Origin of the sequence: Citrobacter sp. C13 (genome assembly GCF_014596815.2) — a bacterium.
In the GTDB taxonomy this organism is placed as follows: Bacteria; Pseudomonadota; Gammaproteobacteria; order Enterobacterales; family Enterobacteriaceae; genus Citrobacter; species Citrobacter portucalensis.
In genome coordinates, this window is sequence record NZ_CP115024.1 from 3,498,064 (window position 1) to 3,518,740 (window position 20,677).

The 20,677-nt window shown below is 50.9% G+C and carries 11 protein-coding genes; 2 read left to right on the top strand and 9 right to left on the bottom strand.

Annotation, left to right across the window (positions count from 1 at the left end; genetic code table 11):
* Positions 1-135: 135 nt before the first annotated feature.
* Positions 136-9,456, top strand: a complete 9,321-nt coding sequence (locus IB222_RS16875; protein ID WP_149384104.1) for an autotransporter outer membrane beta-barrel domain-containing protein — start codon at positions 136-138, stop codon at positions 9,454-9,456.
* Positions 9,457-9,599: 143 nt separating this feature from the next.
* Here IB222_RS16875 and IB222_RS16880 read toward each other — a convergent pair whose 3' ends face one another.
* From IB222_RS16880 to rclA, 6 genes are all read right to left on the bottom strand, one after another.
* Positions 9,600-10,367 (bottom strand): EAL domain-containing protein, encoded by a 768-nt coding sequence (locus IB222_RS16880; protein ID WP_003831149.1) that lies wholly within the window; start codon positions 10,365-10,367, stop codon positions 9,600-9,602.
* A 100-nt stretch (positions 10,368-10,467) separates the two neighbouring features.
* A complete protein-coding gene (locus tag IB222_RS16885) occupies positions 10,468-11,049 on the bottom strand; it encodes a LuxR family transcriptional regulator (RefSeq protein ID WP_174785022.1) in 582 nt (193 codons plus the stop codon).
* Between the two features lie 21 nt (positions 11,050-11,070).
* Complete coding sequence (locus IB222_RS16890; protein ID WP_148362295.1) at positions 11,071-11,766, bottom strand: pilus assembly protein PilZ; 696 nt, start codon at positions 11,764-11,766, stop codon at positions 11,071-11,073.
* Positions 11,767-12,338: 572 nt separating this feature from the next.
* Positions 12,339-12,899, bottom strand: a complete 561-nt coding sequence (gene rclC / locus IB222_RS16895; protein WP_126318916.1) for a reactive chlorine resistance membrane protein RclC — start codon at positions 12,897-12,899, stop codon at positions 12,339-12,341.
* An 11-nt stretch (positions 12,900-12,910) separates the two neighbouring features.
* On the bottom strand, positions 12,911-13,141 hold the full coding sequence (gene rclB, locus IB222_RS16900; RefSeq protein WP_188055295.1) for a reactive chlorine resistance periplasmic protein RclB: 231 nt from the start codon (positions 13,139-13,141) through the stop codon (positions 12,911-12,913).
* Positions 13,142-13,313: 172 nt separating this feature from the next.
* Positions 13,314-14,639 (bottom strand): reactive chlorine resistance oxidoreductase RclA, encoded by a 1,326-nt coding sequence (gene rclA, locus IB222_RS16905; RefSeq protein ID WP_149384102.1) that lies wholly within the window; start codon positions 14,637-14,639, stop codon positions 13,314-13,316.
* Between the two features lie 239 nt (positions 14,640-14,878).
* Here rclA and rclR point away from each other — a divergent pair, with 239 nt between their 5' ends.
* The gene (gene rclR, locus IB222_RS16910) at positions 14,879-15,733 is read left to right on the top strand and encodes a reactive chlorine-specific transcriptional regulator RclR (protein WP_048214745.1); all 855 of its coding nucleotides are present in this window, start codon (positions 14,879-14,881) and stop codon (positions 15,731-15,733) included.
* Between the two features lie 51 nt (positions 15,734-15,784).
* Here the strand turns inward: rclR and IB222_RS16915 are convergent, their stop codons facing one another.
* The 3 genes from IB222_RS16915 to cusF form a co-directional block, all read right to left on the bottom strand.
* Positions 15,785-18,928 (bottom strand): CusA/CzcA family heavy metal efflux RND transporter, encoded by a 3,144-nt coding sequence (locus IB222_RS16915; RefSeq protein WP_126318922.1) that lies wholly within the window; start codon positions 18,926-18,928, stop codon positions 15,785-15,787.
* Positions 18,929-18,939: 11 nt separating this feature from the next.
* A complete protein-coding gene (locus IB222_RS16920; protein WP_149384101.1) occupies positions 18,940-20,232 on the bottom strand; it encodes an efflux RND transporter periplasmic adaptor subunit in 1,293 nt (430 codons plus the stop codon).
* A 76-nt stretch (positions 20,233-20,308) separates the two neighbouring features.
* Positions 20,309-20,656, bottom strand: coding sequence for a cation efflux system protein CusF (cusF, locus tag IB222_RS16925; protein ID WP_003831139.1), 348 nt, complete (start codon positions 20,654-20,656; stop codon positions 20,309-20,311).
* Positions 20,657-20,677: the final 21 nt, after the last annotated feature.

A 20,677-nucleotide genomic window follows, 5' to 3' on the forward strand; every position in this document is an offset into this window, starting at 1 on the left:
TTTTAATTCCGCATCGCACGGAAGGAAACCCTATTCCCAAAAATCTATTACCGGGTAGCACATCCGCGTGCCAACCATAGCCAACAACTCAATGTATTAACACATGCATAACAGGAATGTAGACGAGGGTTATATATGAACAAAGTTTACAGCATTATTTGGAACGCGGCGCTCGGTATCTGGGTAGTCGTTTCTGAATTAACAAAAGGAAAGAAAAAAAGCAGCTCGCGTAAAACGGTTGCAGTATTGGCAGCAACGGCATTACTCAGCACCTCTCCGCTTGTTATGGCGGATGAAACTGGCGATCATGATATTTCCGTTGATTATAACAATATTGTTATTAAACCGGGCACGAACGACGACATCCACAATGATGGCTTCCTCTACAAGAACGCCACTAACGGTGCAGTGTTAAACGTCACTGGCGCATTGCCGAAAATTGAACAAGGCCAAACCGGGCTGGTCGAATCAGCCACTATTGAGCAGTTGCTAGAGCAAAAGAAGATTACGCTCACGGCGAACATTGGGGGCGTTAGCACCCCGATTACCGAAGTTGAAGATCTGAAAAAGTATTACTTCAACCAGCCATCAACGACACCTTCGCAAGATAAAGAAATTCCTATCATCGATCCTGCATTAGAAACCCCTGCGGCTATGCAGGTCTACAACACCGATGAACTGGTTCGCTATCTGACCGAAACTCCGTTAGATGGCATAACGTTAAATACCTATGACTCAACCCTTTCTAAAATCTACAACAACTTTGGCATTGCGCAGGCCAGCGACGGTTCGACGGCCAATCTGAACATTGGTAACGATCAGAAAAATGCCCGCGATGCAGAAAACACCATCAAACTCCTTGCCAAAAATAGCGCCTTGCTTGAAGCCAGCGGTACAGGCAGCAAGGTTAACTGGATTTCCGATAACTACATCTCTTTTGGCGCCGCCCCCGTCGTCCCGAACGAAACCTTTAACGGTTCTCAGACAATGGACCAGTTCGGCAAAGTATTGACTATCGATACCTACGGATACGATAGCAACGGTGATGCAGTGAAAACCGGCACTCAGGAGTTTGATATCACCAATACTCAGGAACTGGGCGATCTTAACGACTGGCTGCTGGGCGAAAGTGATGCAACGGTTTTAAATTCGCAGGGGCAAAAGGTCAGTCAACTTCAGCTGATGCTGGATGCCAATCGCGGCACGATGTCGCTCAAAGACGTTGAAGATTGGTATGCGGATCTGATTAGCAACGTTTTGCAATCCGATACCGTAACCGGCTCGGTTGATTGGCAATACCAGGTCTGGAAGGATGGTAAAAGCCATACCAATAACGCCACGATCGGTAATACCGAGCTGCACGCCGTATACGCGCATGGCGCGGGTGCGACCGGCACTGTGACCAAAGATTCTGTGCTGGCGGTAGATGGCAGCATTAATGGCGTGATGAAAGGCGCAGATGGGGCTGTCATTACGAACCAGGGTTCCCTCAACGCACTGCGTACTTCCACAGGCCACAGTCTGGCGATTGGTATGCTGGCGGAAAATGCTACGGCAACCAACACCGGCACCATCAACTCCGGTTTGTTCATCGATAAAGATAGACGACAGGCTGTTAATAGCTACGGCGCTATCGGTATGCAGGGCAAAGGGACCAGTACTGTCACCAACGATGGCATCATAAACCAGGCTGTCACAACAGGTAACTATGGTACCGCCTCTGCAGCCAACCCGTGGGATACCAATACCACGGTAACAACGCCAATTACGCTGGCCATTGGGATGCTGTTGTCAGGAGACTCAACCGGGGTTAACAACAAAACGATCAATGTGGTGGACGGTAACGCCAACGGCGCCTCCTTCGGGAAAGGTACCGCTTATGGCGTTGAAGTGGCTGAAAATGCCAATTTCACTAACAGTACTGACGCCACGATTTATCTCGGTCGTGATGGTTCTAACACCGCACAGGATGTCGAATTGACTGGCGGCGCTAACCTCAGCGCAGGTATCCATGTGCGCGGCGCAGGGACTGTGACTAACGAAGGGAAAATTACCCTCGGAACCGGCGTACGTAACGCAGCCGGCTTACTGGTCGCTGGTGCGAGCGGGAATGTTATCAACTCCGGCGAAATCTCAGTTAATGGTGCGACATCCGGACTGTCAAACTACGGGATGTCGGTGCATAACAGCGGCGCAAATGCTGGTCAAACTATTCGTAATGACGGCCAAATTAATGTTAACGGCAAAAGTAATATTGGCATTCATGTTCGTGCAGACAGCTCGGATGCCAAAGTCACCACCAGCCAGGCCGGTCAAATTACAGTGAACGGTGAAGGTAGTACCAACGAGCGTAACTACGCTATTTGGGTTGAAGGCTCCGCTGGAAAGCAGGCGATTGCGGATATCTCTTCCGGTATTACGCTGAAGGGCACCGGGGACATCGGGGTGCACGTTCGTGGTAGTGCGACGGCGAATATCAATAACGACAGTAGCCCTGTATTTAACAGCACCGACCAGATAGGCTACTTTTTATACGGCTCCAATGCGGTCGCTAACATTGGCAAGACGGAGATGAATGATAATGGTCAGGTTAATACCACTATCTTCCGTGTTGCTGAGGGCGCCAAATTTGCCGGTAACAGTAAGGACCCCGTGAGCGGAGCTTACTCCGATCTTAAACTATCACTCAGCGGTAACAACTCTGTTGGTGTACTGGGTACAGGGAAAGGTACTGACGTTGTCACCGGTGAAGCGACATTCAACATTGGGGGGATGGGCGCAACTGCCATTGTGATTGAAGGCGGCGCAAGCGGTAATATTAGCGATAAAACCATCATCAATTTGACCGGTGTAGGAACCACTGCCGGGATTGTTGACGGCAAGGGGCATAATTTAAACGGCTCCGAACAGGGTAAAACGGTGGAGACAACCCTCACCTCTGATGCCAGCATTACCTCTGAAACCAGCGGCAACAAGGTTATCGCCTATGTGGCGAGGAATCTGGGTAACCTGATCCTCAACACCAAATCGATTATCGATCTGGACAGCGTAAACAGCATCGGCGTTGATGTGCAAGAAGGCGGGAGCTTAACTAACAACTCTTCCAGCGCCCTGCATGTCAGCAACGGTATTGGCGTACTGGCTTCAGGTGACAGCGCCCAGATAAAAAGACTGGGCCAGGTAGCCGTTGATGATGGAACCGCAGGGGTTCTGCTGACCAATCGTGCAAGCCTGAGTATTACCGGTGATGCGGGCGATGCCATCACGACCAATGGTACGGCCGATGGTATTCGTCGGGATGCGGGCGCAGGCTCTTTGACCGCCAGAGGAGTTTCCATCAGCGCATTGGGTTCGGGTGCAGGTATTCAGAACGATGCCAACAACACCGATATCACGCTCAACGACGTGACCATCAATGCTAACAATGGTCCGGGGATTCGGACTAGCGTGGCGCTGAACATGAATGACGGGCTGAACAATATCCTCAACGTCAACGGGAAAGGTACCGGCTTTGCCTTTGAACAACGCAATGGCGGTTCGGTGACGGGCGATCTGACCATCGGCAAAGGCTATACCATTGAGGTACTAAGCAGTGAGGGCAGCGGGATTCGCGCTAATACGGATGGTCGAGTTACCACCAATGCCGACATCAACGTGCATGACAGCACAGGCGGTTCGGCGATCATCGCGAAAAACGTCAATGCTGTCACCAACAGCGGCAAGATTATCTCTGCCAGCACCACCTCACCGGTGATTGACGCCAGCGGCGACAGTAATAAAACCATTACCAACACGGGAACCCTGCAGGCCATCAACGACACGGCCGTGGCCATTCAGTCCGGCAAAGGCAATGACACCATTGATATCAGCGGCGGTGTAACCAGCGGCGTAATCAATACCGGCGAAGGTGCGGACATCTTTAACTGGCGTAGCGGCACCTATGCTGGCGAAGTGAATTTCGCCGGTACTGGCGGTAACAATAAAGCCAACATCGGCAATGTGACGCTGGATAAAACACGCCACATCACTACTGAAGCAGGTAGCGGCAACGCCCTCACCTTCACAGATACGAAAGGTGCGAAGATTGGTACGCTGGCAAGCGACAACCTGACCACTGGCACCAACATCGGCACCGGCTGGGATTCGCTGACCATCAGCGGCTCAAACGCAGATGTCCGCGTCGTAGAAAACCTGACGCTGGCAAGCAAAACCATTGCCGTAAACAATGGCGCAACCCTGAGCACCGGCGACCACGTCGAGCCGACCAGTACTGCCGCAAGCATTGGCGATTACAATGTTACGACCCAGGGCGCAGGCAGCCGGGTTATCTTCGATACCCAGGGTGATGCTTCAGCGGCGCAAATTTATCGCGGTATCATCAGCGGCAACGGAAAATTTGAACGTGCAGCGGGCGGCACCACGGTCTTTACCGCCAACAATACCTATACCGGCTCTACCACTATCGCTCAAACCGGTACGCTGCAGTTGGGTGACGGTGGAAATACAGGCGAAGTCAGCGCCGTGTCAGACATTATCGACAACGGCATATTGGCGATTAATCGCGCCAACACCGTGCTGCTCAACGGCGTGATCTCCGGTATTGGCGCGCTGCAGCAAATCGGCGGCGGCATTACCCGTCTGAACGGTAACAACATCTACACCGGCGACACCACCGTTACCAACGGCACGCTGCTGGTGAATGGCGATCAAAGCGCGGCGCGCGGTGCCACCACCGTTAGCGGCACGTCCACACTTGGCGGTAATGGCACTATCGGCGGCAACGTGCTGATGAACGATGCCACGACCCTCAGCGCCGGTGACAGCGGTGCGGGTACGTTATCCATTAACGGTAATCTGCAGCTTGGCAGCAAAACGACCTCCGCTTTCGAACTGGGTCAGGCCTATACGCCAGGCGGCGCGCTAAACGATCTGATTAACGTCGCAGGCGATCTGCAACTGGACGGGACTCTGGATGTCACCACTTCACAGGACGGTAACTTCGGACCGGGTGTGTACCGTATCTATAACTACGGCGGCACGCTGGATAACCAGACGCTGGAATTAGGCGCAATACCGGACAGCCAGGATAAGAGCAATATTTTTGTCCAGACCTCTATCGACAAACAGGTCAACCTGGTGAACGCCAACGGCGTTACCCTGCAGTTCTGGGACGGCGCAACCGTCAATCAGAGCCACGGCGCGTCGGGCATTGAAGGCGACAACAAAATTGACGGTGGCGATGGCAAATGGATGGCAATCGGCAGCCAGGGTGATAACAACTGGACCACCGCAACCGGTGAAGGTAACGCCCCTTGGGCACAGAAGTCCTTCGCCGTCTTCACCACCAAAGGCGGTACCGTTACCGTGGACAACGCCGCGGGAGAAGTTAACTTCTCCGGGGCACAGTTTGATGCCGATGGCTATGTCGTTAAAGGCGATGCGCTTAACGCGTATGCCACCACGGAAAACGCGACCCACGCAGGCCAGACGCCGGGAACTGGCGAACTGCTGCTGCGCGTTGGCGCCGGTGGCGCGGGGCAAAACTATACCGCGACCATTGAGTCTGTTATCCGCGAAGCCAGTACTGCTGACAAGCTGACGCTGGTGAAAACCGACCTTGGCCGTCTGATCCTCAGCGGCGATAACGAGTATCGCGGCGGCACGCGCATTGATGGCGGCACGTTGCAGATCTCCTCCGACAGCAATCTCGGCCAGAGCGGAACTGACCTGGCAATCAATAACGGTTCAACGCTGCAACTGGGCGCGGACCTGACCAGCAATCGCACCATTGAGCTGGGAGCGAATGAGAATGCTGCGGTGTTCGATCTCAATTCGCACCACTTCACGCCAACCGGCGAGATTACCGGCGACGGTAAACTGAAAGTCACCAGCAGCTCTAGCGATGCGGGCAGCACCTTGTCGCTCGACCGCGCAAACAGCTACAAAGGCGATACAGAAATTGCCGGTACCGGAAACGCCAACAATGTGACGGTCAACGTCAGCAAAACCGGAGCCTTTGGCAGTAATGAAAGCAGCACCGTGAACGTCAATAAGGGCGCGACGCTCAATGTCAGCGGGACAGATACCAGCCTGAAATCACTGACCATGAACATCGCCGACAGCCTGTTAACGCTGGCAGATAACGTCACCGCCGCCAGTGCAATGCTGAACCTGACGGGCACGGCGAAAGCGGTGTTAACCAACAACGCCACCGCGGGCAACGCGACGGTTAACGTGTCAAAAGACAGTACTCTGGCGCTGGAAGAAAATGCCAGCGGCGGCAATGCCACCGTGAACAACAGCGGACTGATGACCTTTGCTGACCAGGCGATGGCAGAGAACACCGTCGTTAAAAACCTGGCGGGCGGTAAGGTCGATATCAGCGCAGTCGACAGCGCAACATCGATCGGCTCCTTGTCCGGCGCAGGTAATGTCGAACTGGGCAATAAAGAGCTGTCGCTGGGTAATCTGCATCTTGATGACACCATCAGCGGCATTATCAGCGGCAACGACGGTAGTCTGGTGAAAATCGGTGACGGTACGTTAACGTTGACCGGCGACAATACTTACACCGGCACCACGGACGTCAATGAAGGCATACTGCTGGTCAACGGTAATCAGTCTGCGGCTACCGGCCAGGTGACAGTGAAATCCGGGGCAACGCTCGGCGGTAACGGGATTATTGGCGGCGCGGTTGATGTGCTGGACGACGCTCATATTACCGCAGGTGCGGCCATCAACAGCGTGGGTAAACTGACTACCGGTTCGCTGACGCTCAATGATAACGCACAGCTGGATTATCAGTTTGGTCAGGCTTACACCCCGGGCGGTGCCTTCAACGACTTGATTGACGTAAACGGCGATCTGACGCTTGACGGTAAGCTCAACATTGAAACCTCACCGGGCGGCAGCTTTGATGTCGGCGTCTATCGCGTCATCAACTACACCGGCACATTGACCAACAATGTGATGGATATTGCTAACGCGCCGGAAGCGGCTGACAGCCTGTACGTGCAGACATCGGTGAAAAATCAGGTCAACCTGGTCAACCACGCCGGACTGACGCTGCGCTTCTGGGACGGCACCGGTGATGAGAATGGCGAGCTGAAAAACAACGGCGTCATCAACGGCGGCGACGGTATCTGGCAATCCAGCCAGGGTAACGACAACTGGACTACCGATGAATCAACGCCGGAAGGCGCGCTGAACGCACCGTTTACCGATGCCGCGTTTGCCGTCTTTCAGGGTGAAGCAGGCAACGTGACCGTCGATAACAGCAAAGGCGACGTCATCATTAGCGGCGCGCAGTTCGCCACCGATGGTTATCGCGTGGGCGGCGAAGCCATTACCACCGATACGGCCAACACCCTGATTCGCGTTGGCGATGGCACAGTAGACGGCGCCAACTACACCGCGACTATCGACAGCGTTATCCGTGGTACCGGTGGCCTGAATAAAGGCGATCTCGGTACCCTCATCCTCACGGGCGACAACACCTACAGCGGCGGAACGACCATCACCTCCGGGACGCTGCAGGTAGCGGGCGATACCAACCTGGGTGCGGCAGATACGGGAATTACCTTTAATGGCGGTACGCTGAAGTATGGCGAAGCGTTTGATACTGCCCGTCAGGTGACGCTGGAATCCGGAGGCGGGACATTCGACACCAACGGGCATGACGTTTCTCTGCTGACGGAAGTCGAGGGTAACGGTCAACTGACCAAAACCGGTAAAGGCTCCCTCACCCTGACGCTGGATAACACCTACACCGGTGGCACCACCATCGAACAAGGTGTTTTACAGCTGGGTAACGGCGGTGATATCGGCAGCATTCAGGGGGATGTCGTTGATAACGGCGTACTCAACGTCAATCGTGGCGATACCCTGGCGCTGACCGGCAATATCAGTGGTAAAGGCCAGTTGCATCAGACCGGTAGCGGCATTACCGAGCTGCAAGGTGAAAACAGCTACAGCGGCGCGACGTTGATCGCCAACGGCGTGTTGCAAGCGGGTAATACCAACACCCTGAGTAGCGCATCTCACCACTATGTGGTCGCAGACACCACGTTGAACACTCAGGGTTACAACCAAACGGTAGCAGGCCTGAGCAACGGTGGCGATGTCTCGCTCATCGGTCAGCAGACTGGCACAACCTTAACCGTCAAAGGGGATTACACCGGCGAAAAAGGGACTATCAACATGGCGGCTATCCAGAATGGTAGCGGCGCAGGCATTGCCGACCGTCTGATTATCGATGGCGGTAAAGCCAGCGGTAGCACGCTGCTGGATGTCGATGGTTCTGGTCTCGGCGCGCCGACCATTGGGGATGGTATCGAAGTGGTGACAGCGCTCAATGGCGCAACCACCACCGCACAAACGTCGCGGGATGCCTTCCATCTTGCCGCCGATCGTATGGCTGCAGGTGCGTTTGAGTACCAACTGCATGCGGGTAATGCTCAGGGCCAGGGTGAGAACTGGTATCTGAGAAGTGAATACCGTCCAGAAACCATGCTGTATTCTGGCCTCGCCAGCGTCGTACGTCAGGGTGATATTAGCCTGTTGGGTAACATGCACCAACGTATGGGTGACGAGGTTAAACCGGGCATTGATGAAGACAATCGCGCGTGGGCAAGAATGATTGGCTACTCCGGCAAAACCAAACTGGATGACGCGGCCGGTACGCAAACCAGCTCCCATACCATGGGCATTCAGGTCGGCGTTGATATGTATGCTAACGAAAGCTGGAAAGCCGGGATGTATACCAGCATCCTTGATATCGACAGCAACGTAAAAGGCACGAAGACAGGCAGCGATGGCAAAGGCGGTAACATCGACGACAACGCATTTTACGTCGGCGGCTATGCTACCTGGTTCTCGGGTGACGGTATGTATGTTGATAACGTCCTGCAGTACGGTAACCATAAATCCCGCCTGGAGGCGACCGGTAACAACGGCTCGTATACGGTCAGAGGCAACACGCTGACGGCGTCGACAGAGGTAGGTAAATCGTTCCGTTTAGGTGCCAGCGCATGGAGTCTGGAACCTCAGGCTCAGTTGATCTACCAGTACAGCGACTTTGATAACAGCACGCTGGATGGTGTGACCCCAACGAAAGTGAAAATGGATACCGCGGATTCCTTTACCGCGCGTCTGGGCGTGCGTCTGGTCGCTGACTATGACACCAACCATGGCAAATTCCAGCCGTACGGCAGGGTTAACGTCTGGCAGGGTCTGGGTTCAAAAGACAAAACGCACTTTAGCAATGCGGTAGCCACCACTACGCTGGAATCTTCACAGCAGTACTCCAGCACTGAAGTTGCAGCCGGCCTGTCATGGTCTATCGACAGAAACCTGCAGGTCTACGGTGAGCTGGGTACGCAATTCAGCAACGGCGGCAGTAAGTCGCAGGTAGAAGCCCCGGTCAATGCCTCTATCGGCTTTAAGAAATCGTTCTAAGCAGACATAACTCGCCAGCCCCCTGTTCTGCAGGGGGCTTTTTTTGCCGTTCAGGGCCGCCTGATGCGCTACGCTTATCGGGCCAACAGACTTACCAGCAACGCGGAACAATTAAGGTATTGGGAAACGTAAATAAGGAGGGATTAACGATTATATTGTGCTAAGAGTGAAGGGATCTCTTCTGCCAGCACCGGGGGAGAAATGAAAAAGCCTTGAATTTTGTCACAACCAATCTGCATCAACCGTTCCAGTTGGGACTGGGTTTCCACCCCTTCGGCAAGAACTTCAATACCAAAATTATGCGCCAGGGAAATAATACCCTCAACAATCTTTGTTGATCGGGTGTCGGGCTCAATACCGGTGACAAATTCCTTATCAATTTTTAAGGTATCAAAAGGATATTTCAACAGGTAATTAAGATTAGCATGACCGGTTCCAAAATCATCAAGCGCAAGCTTGACCCCTATCGCCTTTAATTCCGTCATATTTTTAGCCGCAATCTGGCTGTCACACAGCGGTGACGTTTCCGTGACCTCTATTTGGCATCGATGGACCGGCAATCCGGAAGTGGCAAGATTTTGTCTGACGCGTTGGGGTAACAGAGGATCGCAGAATTCAAGCGCGGAAATATTGACGGATAATACAATGGGGTCAGGCCAGGAAGTTGCAACATCCCACGGAGAGTGAGTAACCATATCTTCAATGGAAATAATATTGCCGCTATCTTCCAGTAAGGTAATAAAAACATCGGGAGAGATCATACCCATCTGAGGACTATTCCAACGCATTAATGCTTCAAATCCGCTTATACGCTGAGCATGCAAATTGAAAATAGGCTGATAAACCATATAAAGTTGACTGGTATTCAAAGCCTTTTCAAGCGCAGTTAGCACCTCATTGGAATTAAACATTCCCCTCTCCCTCTACAAATCATAAAATTAAAAACCAGTCAAAATCACTCCCGAATTGTATCTACTATTAGGTGTATTACATCAGAAAAGAATGGTCAGGTTAGGGTAAAAAAGACATACGATGGGTAAATCTGACAATTAACTTATTTAAATCAGAGGTATTGATCAGGCCAAGCTTGGCGACGACTCTCATCTTATGTGCCTGAATCGTTTTATAGTTCAGGCTAACTAACTCAGAAATTTCTTTGGCTGTATAACCACTTACCAGTAAGTTCAGGATCTGCTGTTCTCTTTCGGTTAATCTCTTCTGCGAACGATACAGTCGGGGGTTCCATTTCCCGACTGATAATGTCGCCAATTGACCAAAATCACGCAGTGAAGATTTTTCAGTCAAAACTATTGTTTTTTCGACATATAATAACTCTACGCATAATTTCGCCACCAAACTATCAGCAACAATCACCACGACGTTATTATAAAATTTGAATCGGTTTTTATTCAAAAACTGAACAATGTCTGAACACGCTTGTTCATTATCAATGATATTAAAAACCATGGTTTGATGCTGGCATAATGATGACTGATGCAACATATCCTCAAACTGGAATGTTTGTATCGGTACATGTTTGCTGGTCAGGTAGGCAAACATACCATTGCCCACAAAATTATCACTGCCACACATCAACATCCTGTTCACCGTTCCTTATAAGCTTCTAATCTTGTTACTCATTAAAAATTTAATAATGATTTTCTCGACTTCAGTCTCTTCACGACGATTTTTAAAGTCGAACTCACATGAAATCTGATGACAGGAATACAACTGATTATCCTCATCAAATTCATTGATCGGGACGACATCAATCACTTTTAAGTCCAGTTGTAAACTGCCAAAGGTATCGAAATCCAGAGATGCATTTTTAATCACCGCATCTTTATAAAGAAAACGGGCGTTTACATCTTTAACGATTAACGCACAACCCCCCTGCGAGATATTTTTAATCTTGAGAGAGTAGTTTTCTCCATTTTTGTAACGACCAAAACAGAAAAAGTCATAACCCTTCAGGAATGAAAAACGCTGATTTTGTCTCTGCTGGGCAAAGAAAATCATATCCGGGATGAAGTAGGATAATCCTGCTTCCGCACCTGCTGACGAGGTTTGTTCGAACCTGGCACTAAATTTTACAATCCCGCTTTCGCTGTGCAGGATAAAGTATTGGACCTTTTCAGGAACAATATCTCCGTGTCCGGAGATGACAAACCGTTCGAAATCAACCTTCTCTAACTGCGTGATAACGCTACTGTCTCCACACAGGATTTCCAGTTTCGTTTTCTTATGAAGCTCTTCACGAAGGATAGCGATGATTTCAAACTTGTCTTCCTTTGCTAAGCCAAAGCTCATTCTAAAACCCTTATTTCCATATTTAAGATATGTCCCGCCTTTGGTTACTCACAAAACGCGAGATCAGCATCCACCCCTGGTGCTTAATTACCATAGTGGATTCCATGTCAAACAGTTGGTTAAAAATTAAGTTTTTAACTATCTTTAGTCAGTTATTGATACGTAAAAACATTTAATCAGGATTAATTCTAGCTTAAGACATGCCTAAAACCACGCGAACTTGTTGATTAACTATAACAAAAATGAATAACTAGCTTTTTTGAGATATGATTTTGAGATAACAAATAGCAAGAATTGTACAGAAAAAAATAGAGAAAAATGGAGCTTTCATGGCCGGAAGACTACGCAGTATGCGGGTTGCCGCGCTTTCACAGGAAGGAGGAAAAATGCTTACAGCACTATATCATTAATCAGGGAAATAGAACTGATTAGTTATTCTTATAAACTGAATAATCTTATATTTACAATAAATTTCCCTTAAGGCAGAAAAAAGCCAGCATCCTGCTGGCCCGGTAAGTACCGAATCGAACTATAGTGGCTTACTATCTTACAGAGGGCACAACGTTAAAAATTCAATACTGCTGCTTAATTATTGATCGGGATGAATCTGCGATGATCATCACTGCTCCCGCCAACATTAACGTGTCTTTCAACACCAACCGTCCGGCGCCTGACAAGTACGGAAATCCGTAGTGTAAATCACCCAGTGGCATTACCCATGCCTCTGGTGTGGTTATTAAAAATGATAAGGTAACAATTGGTGTGGCAAATGCCAGAACGCCGCCAATTAATCCCAACCAACGGCTAACAGGATTAGCCAGCACCAGCAAAGCGATAAGAACTTCGACTACGCCCAGGCCATTTGAGAACGTATACGTGTTATTCGCCGTCTGCCATTCACGAGCCTGCGGTTTGAATTCACCTTCGTGGGTTAAATGTTGTTTGTATTCTTCTGGATGCTCATAAAAAAATGACATTACCGGACTATTGGCGACAAACGGCGTAATGCTGTCGGCTTCGTAAGGTACAAATTTTAATAAACCAATCCAGATAAAAACAATCGCGATACTCAAGCGAATCAAGGTTAATCCAACCCTATCGCCTTTGCCCAATATACGAAGATACTTTTCCATCCCGGCTCTCCTCACATGTACAAAATTGCCGTTGCGTGAGTGCTGCTATCAATGCGCATTGAGGTAATTTTCCAGGAAGTCGCATTCTTTTCCTGCGCCAGTTTCGCAATGGCATCTTCCACCACGGAAGGAGAGCCAGACACGGCTGATACGCTAATGTGGGCAACCTCTGTTTGCGCTAACGCGGAAAATGTCACCGGAGAAGTCAGTAACGCAGTCATTAGTAACGTAGATTTAAACATGTTCATTTCTATTTCCATTAACGAGTTATTTCAGTGGGAATATAATAAAACATGTCACTTTATTTTATTCCATCCGTAACGCCAGAATAACTGTCAATTAGTATCAGGAATATAAAAAACAAATAAAAAACAGCCCCACACGGGTGGGGCAAATATGCAGACTACGCTATTATCATTTAATGAGAGAAAAGAGATCGTTTAGTGATTCGCTCATGCTTGGATGGGTAAATATTTGGTCACGCAATGTGGTATAAGGTAATCCTGCATCCATAACCGTCTTGATGATATTAATCATTTCATGAGAATCCACACACAACAGCGATACGCCTAATATTTGTTTCGTTTCACTATCCACCACCGCTTTAAGAACACCACGCGTATCATTCATCACCCGCGCTCGCGGGATAGCCGCTACCGGCAACGTCACGACTTGCACCGCCGCACCGCTGGCGCGAACCTGTTCTTCAGTCATTCCGACGCGGGAAAGCGGCGGCGTCATAAAGACGGAATACGGTACGTTTTGACGATCGCCCGTGTTACGTAACCCCTCGCCTAGCAGGTTGTCACGCACAATACGGAAGTCATCCAGCGAGATATAGGTAAATTGTAATCCACCAGTGACATCGCCCATTGCCCAAATGTTATCTGCCGATGTACGCAAATATTTATTCACAACAATGGCACCACGATCGTTTACATCCACACCCGCTTTCTGCAATTGCAGGTTTTCTGTCGCCGGTTTGCGACCTGATGCTACCAACAGCGCATCCACCGTCTGGGCCCCCTCCGGCATGTGCAGCTGTACTGCACCATCATGAGAGGAGACCGACTGCACGTTGGCATTGAGGATCAGCTCGACGCCTTTGTCGCGTAAAATGTTGGCGATAGCGTCAGCAATATCCCGGTCTTCACGAGGCAAAAACTGCGGAGCTGCTTCATAAATAGTGACTTTGCTACCAAAGTTGGCAAACATTGATGCGAATTCAACGCCGATATATCCACCGCCCAAAATGCCCAGACGCTCTGGACGTTGCGTCAAATTCAACAGCCCGGTGCTGTCAAATACGCCAGGTGTCGTGGTTAATCCCTCAACGTTTGGAATCGTTGACTGGGCGCCAGTATTAATAAAGATTTTCTCGCCGCTCAGCTCAATCTCGCCTGTTGACTGCACGACTCGCACAGTATGGTTATCAACGAATTCAGCACGACCTTCAATCACATCCACGTTTTCCAGATCGGCAAGATTATGGAAATTTTTATCGCGCAGAAAACTGACAACAGAGGCCTTGCGTTGCATTGCTTCGGTAAAGTCATGCTGAAGTTCAGCATCATGTACCAGGGTTTTGGTTGGGATACAGCCGATATTGATGCATGTCCCGCCATACATGGTGTTTGACTGTTCAATAATCGCTACCCGCCAACCCGTTTTGGCCAGTGTTGCCGCCAGCGTTTTACCCGCTTTGCCAAATCCAATAATAATCGCCTGATACTGATTCATGCTGTCTCTCCGCCAAGTCACTGTTCGTTTGATGAACTGAAATATAGCTCTAACTCTGCCTGAACAATGTATCCACAACTCGCCGATAACTGTCAGATCGTCTAAATTAGCCTTAAAGATGACTAACATTTCGAGAATGAATCATTACACTAACACTTTGAAGGTATTAATATAATAATGAAATAAAGAGATAATAGCGTTTCAATAAACGACAACAAAAAAAATGTTCAGGAGTCTCCATGGATGCCCTTAGCCGATTACTGATGCTTAACGACCCACAAGGCTCAATTGACCAAAACTGCCTACTGAGCAGGGACTGGCAACTGCCGCACGCAGCAGGTGAATTGTCCATTATCCGCTGGCATACGGTCACACAAGGTGCAGCCCAACTGGACATGCCCGATGGGACATCTTTTACTCTGCGGCCCGGTACTATCGTGATCCTGCCGCAAAACTCCGCACATCGGCTCTGCCAGTCTGGCGATGAACAAACACACATTGTTTGTGGCAGCCTTCGATTGCACGCTTCCTCACGCTATTTTTTAACTGCGTTACCGGAAGTATTGGTTCTGGCACCTGATGAAAATAGCCCTGTCAGCCATTGGCTCAAGGCCATGATTGCTTTGATGCAACAGGAATCCATGAGTACTCTGCCAGGTTCCAGTGTAGTCTGCAGTCAACAATGCGCCACACTGTTCGCCTTAGCCGTTCGCGAATGGTTAACCAAGGCGACCCCCGTTCAAAACGTGTTGAATCTACTGCTTCATCCCAAACTAGGGGCTGTCGTCTTCATGATGCTGGAGTCCCCGGCGTTTGCCTGGACCGTCGAAGAACTGGCGAAACGTGCGCATATGTCGCGGGCCAGCTTCGCGCAGCTATTTCGTGAAGTCTCAAACTCCACGCCGCTCGCAGTATTAACCACTTTACGCCTGCAATTCGCTGCCCAGATGCTGTCACGTGGGTCGCAGCCATTGGTTGTGGTGGCCGAGTCGGTGGGCTACGCCAGCGAATCGTCATTCCATAAAGTCTTTTTACGAGAATTTGGCTGTACGCCGGGCGAGTACCGCAAACGCGTGAAGGCACTGGAGGTATAACGCAGCGCCTGCTTCGGCGACCAAACCGACGCAGGCGAGCGTTTCAAAGCATTACTTTTGGCTACGGTGTCTGTGCAGCCACATCAGCTTATACGCAGCCGGAATAATGAATAGCGACAGCAATGGCGCGGTGATCATGCCGCCAATCATCGGCGCGGCGATGCGGCTCATGACTTCTGAGCCTGCTCCCGTCCCCCACAAGATAGGTAACAGACCCGCGATAATCACCGCCACGGTCATCGCTTTTGGCCGCACGCGCAGCACGGCACCGTGATATAACGCTTCATCCAGCTTATCCGCCGTAAAGGTTTGCGGATTTTCCAGCGCGGGTTCGGCTTCAATAGCGTGGCGCAAGTACATCAGCATCACCACGCCAAACTCCGCAGCAACACCTGCCAGGGCGATAAATCCGGTCCCTGTTGCGACCGACATATGGAAACCCATCCAGTAAAGGAACCAGATGCCGCCCACCAGCGCAAAAGGCACACTGGTGATAATCAGCAGCGCTTCGCCAAAGCGACGGAAGGCCAGATAAAGCAAGACGAAGATAATCATCAGCGTCATTGGCACCATCAACTTGAGCTTATGGCTGGCGCGCTCAAGCAGCTCGAATTGCCCCGAAAACGCCACGCTGGTCCCCGGCTTTAACTGGACCTTTTCAGCAATAGCTTTTTTCAGATCGTTCACCACTGAGACCATGTCACGATCTCGGGCGTCGATGTAAATCCAACTGGTTGGTCGCGCATCTTCGGTTTTCAGCATCGAAGGCCCCGAAACCACCGTCACATCGGCGACATCCGCCAGCGTAATTTGCTGTTTCATGGGCGTCAGAATCGGCAGATTACGCAATGCTTCCGGGCTATCACGATAGCTCTGCGCATAGCGCAGGTTGATAGGATAGCGTGCAATCCCTTCCACCGTTTCGCCCACCATTGCCCCTCCTACCGCTGAAGTGACAAACAGCTGCACTGCACCTACGGTCATGCCGTACCGGGCCGCTTTTTCACGATTGATATCTACGTTGAGATAGCGTCCGCCCACCAGACGCTCGGCCAGCGCCGAAGAGACACCCGGCACGGTTCTGGCCACCTCTTCAATTTGCTCCGCCGTGGCGTCGATATCTGCCAGAACATTACCCGACACCTTAATGCCAATTGGGCTTTTGATCCCCGTAGAGAGCATGTCGATACGGTTACGAATCGGCGGAACCCACAGATTCGCCAACCCCGGCAAGCGTACGGTTTTGTCCAGCTCGGCGATGATTTTGTCCATCGTCATCCCCGGACGCCACTGGTCCTGCGGCTTCAGTTGGATCGTCGTTTCAACCATTTCCAGCGGCGCGGAGTCTGTTGCGGTTTCTGCCTTACCGGTTTTACCAAACACGCGTGCCACTTCAGGAACGGTCATGATCAGCTTGTCGGTTTTTTGCAGCATGTCCGCTGCCTGCGCCGCTGAGATCCCCGGCAATGTCGAAGGCATATACAGCAGATCACCTTCGTTAATCTGCGGCAGGAATTCACCACCGACTTTATTCAGCGGGTAGACAACCGTCAGTATTGAAAGCACCGCCACCAGAATGGTGGTCTTGGGCCAGTGCAACACCTTCAGCAACAACGGATGGTAAATACGGATCAGAAAACGGTTAAGCGGGTTGCTGCTTTCGGCCGGTATTTTTCCACGGATCCAGAATCCCATCAGGATCGGAATAACCACAATCGCCAGAAATGCCGCGCCTGCCATGGCATACGTTTTGGTGAACGCCAGCGGGCCAAACAGTCGCCCTTCTTGCCCCTCAAGCGTGAAAATGGGGATAAACGACAGGGTGATAATCAGCAGGCTGATGAACAATGCCGGGCCGACTTCTACCGAGGCATCAGTAATAACCTTCCAGCGCGTTGCGTTATCCAGCTTTTCATTCGGATGATGATGCCCCCACTCTTCCAGCCGCTTATGGGCGTTTTCAATCATCACGATTGCGGCATCAACCATCGCCCCGACGGCAATGGCAATTCCCCCAAGCGACATGATATTGGCGTTCAGCCCCTGGAAATGCATCACGATAAACGCGATACACAACCCCAGCGGCAGAGAAATAATCGCCACCAGCGCCGAACGCAAATGCCACAGGAACAGCGCACACACCAGCGCCACAACGATAAACTCTTCCAGCAGCTTATAGCTGAGGTTATCAATGGCGCGATCGATGAGCTGACTGCGATCGTATGTTGTAACTACCTCTACGCCTTCCGGCAGGCTGCTTTTCAGCGTATCGAGTTTGGCTTTAACGGCGGAGATCACCTCACGCGCATTTTTACCGGAACGCAGGATAACCACCCCTCCCGCGACTTCGCCTTCGCCATTCAGTTCGGCGATCCCACGGCGCATTTCCGGCCCAATCTGTACGCGCGCCACATCGCGCAGGTAAACAGGTACACCGTCGGCCCCTGTTTTCAGGACGATGTTATTGAAATCATCAAGCGTTTGCAGATATCCACTGGCACGGACCATATATTCCGCTTCGGCCATCTCAACAGATGAGCCGCCCGCTTCCTGATTCGACGTATCCAGCGCCGATTTCACGTCCGCCAGGCTGATGCCATATTGCGTCAGCTTCATCGGATCGATAACGACCTGATACTGTTTAACCACGCCGCCTACCGAGGCGACTTCCGCCACGTTAGGAATCGTTTTTAACTCATACTTTAAAAACCAGTCCTGAAGAGAACGTAATTCCGCCAGATCATGTTTCCCGCTGCGATCCACCAGCGCATACTCAAATATCCAGCCGACGCCCGTGGCGTCCGGTCCCATTTCCGCGCTAACGCCAGCCGGTAATTTTCCCTGAACCTGGTTGAGATACTCCAGTACGCGCGAGCGCGCCCAGTAAGGATCGGTACCATCTTCGAAAATGACGTACACGTAGGAATCACCAAACTGCGAGAAACCGCGCACGGTTTTCGCGCCGGGTACCGACAGCATGGTGGTGGTCAGCGGGTAGGTCACCTGATTTTCAACAAGTTGCGGCGCCTGACCCGGATAGCTGGTTTTGACGATCACCTGAACATCAGAAAGATCGGGCAGCGCATCAACCGGCGTATTGATGATGGTCCAGGTTCCCCAGACGCTAAGAAACAGCGCCCCCATCATCACCAGAAAACGGTTTGCCACCGAACGACGGATAATCCATTCAATCATTTATCATGTCCTCAGTGTGAATGGGTCGCCTGGGCTGGCATGGCGGCTGCGTCTTGCGTCTTACTGTTCTGGGCGCGCATACGGTCCAGTGCGCCAGAGATATTCGCTTCGGAATCAATCAGGAACAGGCCACTGGACACCACTTTTTCGCCTTCGGTCAGGCCGGAGCGGATAGCCGTCAGCCCCTGAGATTCATGGAATACCGCAACCTGTTTCGGTACAAATCGGCCTTCGTTATCAACGGTGATTACCCGCTGCTCGGTACCCGTATCAATCAGCGCTTTAGACGGGATCAGCAGCATTGGCTCGCTTTGTGTTTTCAGTTGCAGGTAAGCATTCATCCCAGGCTTGAGCGCCTCATCGGGGTTATCAACCTGCAAACGGAGCTGCAACGTCCGCGTGGTCGCATCAACGCTTGGTAAGATACTCCACTTGCTGATGGTAAAAGGCTTATCCGGCCAGGCGGGCACGGTGATGGTAAATTGCGAGGCATCTTTAATCAGCCAGGCGATTGATTCCGGAACCGACGCGCTGACCCATACCGGGTCCATACCCTGAATTTTCGCGACCACATTGTCTTTAGAAATGTTCATACCGGTACGCAAATCGAATGCGGTGATCACCCCATCGATAGGGGCTTTCAGGGTAAAGCGGGTCTGAATTTTACGCGTCGATTTTAAGCGCTGAATATCCGCTTCAGGCATTCCAGCCAGACGTAATCTCTCCAGAATCCCTTCCACCTGCGTCGCGCTACCTCCCGTTTCCCGCAGCAATAAATATTCACTCTGCGCCTCAACCCAATCAGGAATAGTCAGGTCGATCAGCGGCGAACCCTGCTTAATTTTGTCCCCCACTGTCAGCGGGTAAACCTTCTCGATAAAGCCCGCAGAACGTGCCTGAACAATAACAAACTGGTATTCGTTATAACTAACGTTGGCCGGGAAAGTTTGCGCGTAGTGCAGTGGTCCACGACGCACTGGCTCTGTTTTCAGCCCCAGGTTCTGGGTCTGTGTAGGATCGATGCGCACGCCTGGTGATGACGCGTTCGCGGTCTCTTCATCGGCATATTTCGGGATCAGATCCATATCCATAAACGGCGATTTACCCGGTTTATCAAAGCGCGTGTTCGGATACATGGGGTCATACCAGAACAACACTTTTCTGGCTTCTTTTTGCTGAACTGGCCCGGCTACAGACAATATCTTTGCCGATGAATAATAAGTATAAACACCGACAGAAATAATCCCGCCGGCAATCATGCTACCGAGAATAAGCGCGGTATTTTTAATATTTAAAGACGCCATAGTGATTTCCATTGCGCGATAGTCTCGCCCGCGTTCGCAAAAACCCGGGCAAGAATAAAAGAGACCAGCGAGAACGTTATTTACTGATGTGAATATCGCGTAACACAGAGAGATTTCCCTGCTGAACAAACGTAAACGCGACCTTATCGCCAGGCTTAATATCATCAGCCTTCGTATCAGCAACCAGCGTAAAGCGCATCGTCATGGCCGGCCAGTTCACCGCTGGAATAGGGTCATGTTTGATCGTGATTTTTTTACTCTCCATATCAACAGCTTCAATCACCCCGGTAGCACTAATGAGTTGTTCCTGTTGAGCCGCTGGCTGCATATTCATCATCTCGCCATGCTGATTTTCATTGGCCTGGGCGTTAAACATAACCATAGAGAAAAGGCTAAACAGCACGGCTTTGGCGGTAGTATTCATACATCATGCTCCTGAAAAGTT